The sequence below is a fragment of the Microseira wollei NIES-4236 genome, assembly GCF_020521235.1.
Classification (GTDB): domain Bacteria; phylum Cyanobacteriota; class Cyanobacteriia; order Cyanobacteriales; family Aerosakkonemataceae; genus Microseira; species Microseira wollei.
This window is the reverse complement of sequence record NZ_BLAY01000313.1, coordinates 1-6,509: the sequence shown is the minus strand read 5'-3', so window position 1 is coordinate 6,509 and position 6,509 is coordinate 1. Positions and strand designations below refer to the sequence as shown.

The 6,509-nt window shown below is 45.3% G+C and carries 5 protein-coding genes; 4 read left to right on the top strand and 1 reads right to left on the bottom strand.

Features of this window, described 5'->3' with window-relative positions:
- Nucleotides 1-194: hypothetical protein (locus tag MiSe_RS46970; RefSeq protein WP_226593931.1), on the top strand; the 194-nt coding region annotated here is incomplete at its 5' end.
- Between the two features lie 15 nt (nucleotides 195-209).
- Here the strand turns inward: MiSe_RS46970 and MiSe_RS46965 are convergent.
- Nucleotides 210-500, bottom strand: coding sequence for a hypothetical protein (locus MiSe_RS46965; RefSeq protein ID WP_226593929.1), 291 nt, complete (start codon nucleotides 498-500; stop codon nucleotides 210-212).
- A 322-nt stretch (nucleotides 501-822) separates the two neighbouring features.
- On the opposite strand from MiSe_RS46965, the gene MiSe_RS46960 reads away from it, so the two are divergent.
- From MiSe_RS46960 to MiSe_RS46950, 3 genes are all read left to right on the top strand, one after another.
- The gene (locus tag MiSe_RS46960; protein ID WP_226593927.1) at nucleotides 823-2,244 is read left to right on the top strand and encodes a Uma2 family endonuclease; all 1,422 of its coding nucleotides are present in this window, start codon (nucleotides 823-825) and stop codon (nucleotides 2,242-2,244) included.
- Nucleotide 2,245: 1 nt separating this feature from the next.
- Complete coding sequence (locus MiSe_RS46955) at nucleotides 2,246-2,965, top strand: diacylglycerol/polyprenol kinase family protein (RefSeq protein ID WP_226593925.1); 720 nt, start codon at nucleotides 2,246-2,248, stop codon at nucleotides 2,963-2,965.
- 513 nt (nucleotides 2,966-3,478) lie between these two features.
- On the top strand, nucleotides 3,479-6,509 hold a 3,031-nt coding region (locus MiSe_RS46950), incomplete at its 3' end, for a Calx-beta domain-containing protein (protein WP_307731676.1).

The window sequence follows — 6,509 nt, the reverse complement described above, 5'->3', positions numbered from 1 at the left end:
TTGGGTTCAGGAAACATTTTCAACTGATGGGGCTTGTTGACAAGAATGACCCCATCTTTTTTTACCGCGAGTTGCCTCAAGAAAGCGATCGCTCTTGGCTTTTGACGGGGTTGTCACCCCGTCAGGTGATAGAGTCAACAGGAGTAGGGGAGCAATTATCCATATTAATGTCGAGGGAAAAGGAGGAGTTCTAAAACTCCCCTTTTTCCTCACTCATTGTCTTCCATTTGCCACGGCAAAATAGACTGTTGAAAATCGAACAGCGATTCAATAGTAACTGCTCGCCTATGTAATGTTTTAAGTAAGTCAGCATCCTCAACTTGATTAATCGCATCCACCAACTCATTCGGAACTTCTCTGAACCTAGTTTCTAGAATATCAATAATATCTTCTTGACGATTTAAACGCTCAAAAATGGTAGCATAAGGCATTTTGTTCTCCTCCTCGTAACGTTTAATTTCTTGACGAAACCTGCTCTCCAAACCTTGTGGTAGCGTCATCGTCCAATCGATTAATCTGAATAATTCTCGAATCTCGGCTCTATTATACCCCCGTTGATATGGATACTCCCCGCTCTAAAAATATAGGGGTTTCGCGAACTATCCTATAAAGGGGAGAAGGATTTTTATCTTTGGCGATCGCCGATTCTTGAGTTACTCTACCTCTGTTAAGCTGATGTGCGTTTAAATTGCATAATTTGCTTCCCCAGCTTCTCATCATGCAACTTGAATGCCGATTAGCTGATAAGCAACTGCTAGCGATCGCTAAATCAGTTGCAGGTGGTAGTTTGGATAAGATAAAGCATTCTCGGAAGCTAGCGTCATGACATCCTCAACAGACGCAATTGACGAATTTGAATTTACCAGCCCAGAAATCCGGTTGGAGTTGGTAGACGGGCAGTTTTGCGTGGGCGGTACTTTAACTGGGAGCCAGTGGTTATTGCGCGAAATCTTGCAAGGTTGGGGACTCGAAAGCGCGATTGCATTTGCTCCCCTGCCTCTATGGTACGAAGCCCTGCGAGTGGCCTTTGACGCACCGACGCCAACTGCTGATTTGGGCCAATGGGCTGCCCAGTACCCCTATCAAACCCCAGAAATACCGCCCTTGGGGTCGCGCCATCTGGGCGAACACTGGCACATCCGGCAACTGCTAGGAGAGGAGCTACGTACTGCGGTTGGGCGTGCGAGTCTAGGTATGTGTATGGGTCGGGATTTCCTGATGCGTCTGGGCGAAGATGCATTTACACCCGATGTTAAATTCGTGAGAGCCAATCGACTGACGCACTATCACGAGTGGTTTTTCGATGGCTCTGCTGATTTGGTCATCGAGGTGCTGTTACCCGAACAATCCGATATAGATAAAGTTGAACGATTTCGTCGTTACGCAGCGGCTGGGGTCGAGCATTATTGGCCCGTAGACCCAGTGCAGCAGCAAGTCACATTGTACCGACTGGGAGCATCGGGTTATGAGGTACAGCCGCTCGACTCGGACGGTTGCTATCGCGGCTTTGAGGGATTGACCTTTGCTCCATCGCATCTTTGGTTACCCTATAACCAAAAGCTACCCGTATTTACAGCGCCTTATCAGAAGGGCGATTGGGTTATCAAGGAAGTGGAAGGCGAGGACTTGGGTTGGGGTAGCGTGCCATTTGTACCCCAAGTCGCCCTCGAACCCGTGTCTATCCGGTTTGAGCAATTTGTCTCCTGGTGCCCGGAAGCCAAGCTAGAAGGCTACGGCGACAAATACCCGATTATCGGCGGCACATGGGGTACGCGCAATGCTTTGGGGATGTTGCTGATGAGTTTGGGTTTGGTGGAAACGGTGCGGTTGGTGCATCCCTTGGATTGGGTTGCTGCTTTAGACAGGGTAAAGCAACAGGAAGCCAACGATACAGCACGCCGTCAGCAATGGTGGGAGGTGGCTCGACGTGCGGCTGTTGCATTGCACAATACATTTAGTGTCGGTGGCGTGGGTACAATTGGGGATTTGGTCAGCAGCGCACCCCTAAACTATTGGAGCGAGCTGACTTTGGTTATCTGGGATGCACCGCCATCAACGAAACTGTGGGGCGCGTTGGATGCACTCAAAACTGAAGACATTGAGTTCGATTTGGTAGAAGCCAAGTTTGCTACTCCTGCCCAATGGCAACAGATTGCTAATGAGATGGTGGTGTTGGCTGGCAGTTGGTCAAACTCGGTTACGCCTATACGAAAGCGGCTACAACTGTTTTGGGAGGAGATTTGACTTGCTAGCTACTAACAGCGATTTGATTGGCCTGGTGGCTTCCTATGCCTACGCCACCGTTCTGCTTATCCTGGCTGAAGCGTTACGCCGGTGGTTTAAGATACCTTCAGAGCTGACCCGCAAGCTGATCCACATCGGTGCTGGGATGTGGGTTTTCGGCGTGCTGGCGTTGTTTCAACGCTGGGAAAGCGGCATTATACCGTTTGCCACTTTTATCCCCATCAACTACCTGCTCTATCGTTACCGCATTTTAGGTGCGATGGACACTGCTGATAGTTCGCCTGGTACGGTCTATTTTGCTCTCTCGGTGACGCTGCTGTTTGGGCTGTTGTGGCGACCAGATGGCCCGGTAGACTACGTACCGATGGCGGTGGCTGGGGTGATGGCGATGACCTGGGGCGATGCGTTGGCAGCACTGGTTGGCAGGCGTATCGGGAAGCATCAATATCGAATTGGAGGCAGTCAACGGTCTTGGGAAGGGTCAGTGGCGATGTTTGTGGCAAGCGTTGTGGTGATGTTTGGCACACTGTGGTTGCTACCCGGTTCATCTTTCAGCCCTTTGGCAACACCTTCTGGGGTTGGGCAAGCGCTTTTGACGGCTTTGGTTGGTGCTTTGTTTGTTACCTTGGCGGAGGCAGTGTCGCCCCACGGGACAGATAATCTTAGCGTGCCGTTGGTGGGGGCGGGTGTATTGTTGGCGATCGCGCAAGGTTTCTCTTAGCATCTAAAAGTTGTGCGCTTGCAGACTTTGACTAAGTTTGCAACACCAGCCTAGAAAACTAACAAAGTAGTTCTGGGTAGCCAGTAGCAGACTGGGTGGTGGAAAAGTTGAGAGTTTTTCTCCTGCAAGAGCAACTTGGTCATTGACCTATTCATAATAAATACCGAAAAATTCACATTGAGCCATTGACAATTTCACTAAGCAGATTTAAGTTATTTAGAGTAAGTAGGCTGGGTTGAAGTAACAAACCTCAAGAAGCCTTAAGTGCGTTAGGTTTCACTATCGTTCAACAAGATATTACTACTTAAATAAAGGAAGCTTGTCAATTTTTTTTGTCAAAATTATCAACTCCTGCCTAAAAATCTGAGCTTAAACCCGATAGAGAGATAAACCTCGAATTGAGGCTGGGCGCTAAGCCGTAAGAGGTCAAGCTGTCAGTAAATTTTACAGCAAAAACCTGCAAGTTTAGTGTGTTTTTTTCAAAAAATTTGATTACTTATTGGTGAGGAGATTATGCAAGAATTATTCAACATTGATGGTTTTTCATTTGAAGCTCAAAACCCGATCGATCTCAGACAAAATTTTGGAACTGTAGTGCCTTATTGGAATGAAAAAAAATATTTCAAATCTAGCAGTGATAGCGGAGCTATTCTGAGAAAAAAGGGAGCTAGTTTAAGTAATATTGAAGGTAATATAGATTTAGGCCAAGGTTGTGATAGGGATGCGATCGCATCTGCAAGTTTTGCTAACGCTTCCCCTGAAAATTGGTTGCTACAGGGGAATCAACAAGCTAGTTGGTCGAGGGAGAGTAATAATATTGAGGATATTCAAATAGGCGATACGCCTAACGGCACGCTGCGCGATCGCGACTCCCTCACCGGAATGGTAGCAAGCGATATCCTGACTGCACAAGCGGCTGTGCAAACGGCTCAAGATATGCTGAAAAACTTTGCAACCTCTCCAGAATTTAGTACGAAGATGGGGGTGGCATTTGGTAATAGCTTCGACGCTTATATTGCTAATACCTTAGCTCAAGCTTGGTTGGCTGGAGATTTTAGCAGCTTTCCTGCGATCGCGATTCGTTCTTCTAGTGAGATTAATGGCGCTAATGGTGCGTTTGCGGCTGCGACAGACACTATTTATCTGTCGCGGGAGTTGGTGAGTCAGGGGGATGTGGGTGCAGTTGCATCTGTTTTTCTGGAAGAATATGGGCATCATATAGATACGCAGATTAATACTTCAGATGTGCCTGGGGATGAGGGAGAAATTTTTTCCGATCTGATTCAAGGGCAGCAATTGACTCTGCCTGAACTCTCGAAATTACAGACAGAGGATGATTCAGTTGTCCTCGTTTTGGATGGGAGAGTGGTGGCGATCGAGCAAGCAAACGATAGGATTCAACAAGACAATCTCAACTTTTTTGCTGGGGATATTAAGAATTTTGGAGGTCTTGGAAATGAGCTTAAAGCCGACTTGTTCAAGCCGATAGAAATTAACTCTAAAGGCGAAGTAATTGATACTCCTGCATTTAGATTTTTTAAGGAATTAAAGTCAACCTTTAAAGGTTCAGCCTTTATTTCTCCAGGAAGTCTCGGAGAAGTCAAATTTGTGTACCCGCTTGACGTTGGCGTAAAATTACCGGACGCTCTTAGTTCCGATGAATTATTTCCCATTCAACCAGGTATTAATTCCAATGTTAATACAGCAAATTCATTTAATGGTTCTAAAGGATTTGAATCTCCAAATGCCGGAGTCAAATTTGAGTTTCAGCCAACAACTGTCAAACTAACTGATATTGAACTTAAAAATCCCTTTGGAGAGCCTTTTAAACTAGATGGCGTAAATATAAGTGACCCGATTAAATTAGAAATAGGTTACGACGTTGCTCAATTCGTTAAAGATATAGGTAAAGTTAGCCTCCCTGGTGGTGTAGGCGAAATTAGTGTTTCTCTTCCCAAAATTGAGGAAATAAAATCAGCAACCCCATCTGAATCAGGTGACAGACTTCCTAGCATAGCCGGTTCTGGCAGAACTAAAGCAGGTGAAGGCATTTTGAATTTGCAAGTGGACGTAGACAAAGCTCTCTCTTTCGCCTTTCCTGCTTTAAAAGTACTTGGTAATGAAATAGAGTTCCCTAATGCACAAAAAGAAGAAGCGGCGGCGCAAAAAGCGAAAGAAGACTTGCAAATACAACTAGATGTCTTGAAAACTATACCCCCTGAAGGTCAACAACTAGCGCTTCAAGAGGCAGAAAGACTGCGACAAGAATCAGAACAAGCCGGAGAAGCAGCAAAAACGGCCAAAGATAATGCCGGAAAGACAAGATTTAAAGCAAAATTGAGTTACGATCTTTTGGATCTAAAAGCCAATATAGGAGTTGGTCTTCAGCAAGACTTGACATTTAAACCAGACGATGTAAAAGTCACAATCTCAGTGGATAAAGGGTCAGTAGAAGGAGGAAAAGAGATAACCAAATCTTTTGGAGAACCATTTGAGATTAAAGCTCCTTCTGAAGGTGCTGGAATCATGACAGTGAAAGCAAAGTATGAACTTTCAGGTCAACTAGAAAATAATCTTGGTTTCATACTTCAGGGATCTGCCGACATTAAAGCTCTTCAGTTTCAAGCTAATGCTAGTGCGTATGTTGAGCAATTGAACAAAAACCTCGAATTTGCTAATTTCCAAGTCGGGCCATTGCTATCACTACAAGCTCCTCCAGGCGGCTTTGCAAGTAAGCCATTACCTTTTATTGGCACAGATCCAAACGGTAAATCTGCCAATGCTTTTTACGTACAAATCGCTCCGAAAAGACTCGGTGAAGTTGATGGCGTAGAGCAAGATGAAAAAAATCCTCAGCCAGAAGCTACAAAGAATTTAATAATTGAAAAGGAATACAAAATTCCATACAATTTACCGATTTCTGTATCAGATGTAACAGTAAATGAAAAAGACGGCTTTGCAGAGTTTACCGTGACACGGCGTCAGGCATCGAACGAGCAATTAACGATTTCATACAACACTATCGGTGGTACTGCTACTGCTTCTGAAGACTATCAAATTACTGGTAGCACAGTAACCATTGAAGCCGGACAAAACAGTGCTACTATTCGCGTGCCAATTATTAACGATACCAAGCAAGAATCGACTGAACAATTCAGGCTGATTCTGAAAAATTCCGACGGTAAAGAATTTGCCGAAGGTGTGCCAGAAATAGACGCTATAGGCACAATTATCGATGACGACGGAAAACCCGATCCCCCCGATGACGGCGGTTCTACCTACAACGACCCTCGCATAGTAACTATTGACAAACAATATCACGACTTCCAAGCGGTGGGTGAATTTACTTTAGTTGAATCAACCAGCGGCGATCTCAAAATTCAGGTGCGACAAGAACCATTAGGTAGCGATCGCTTAGGTAGTGTAGCTGAAAACACAGCGGTAGCAACCGTTTTGGGTGGAAAACGCATTGGTATTTACAGAGATCGAGGACTTTTAATTGATGGCATTCCCACTAATATTGCTAATAATGATTCTCTGATTA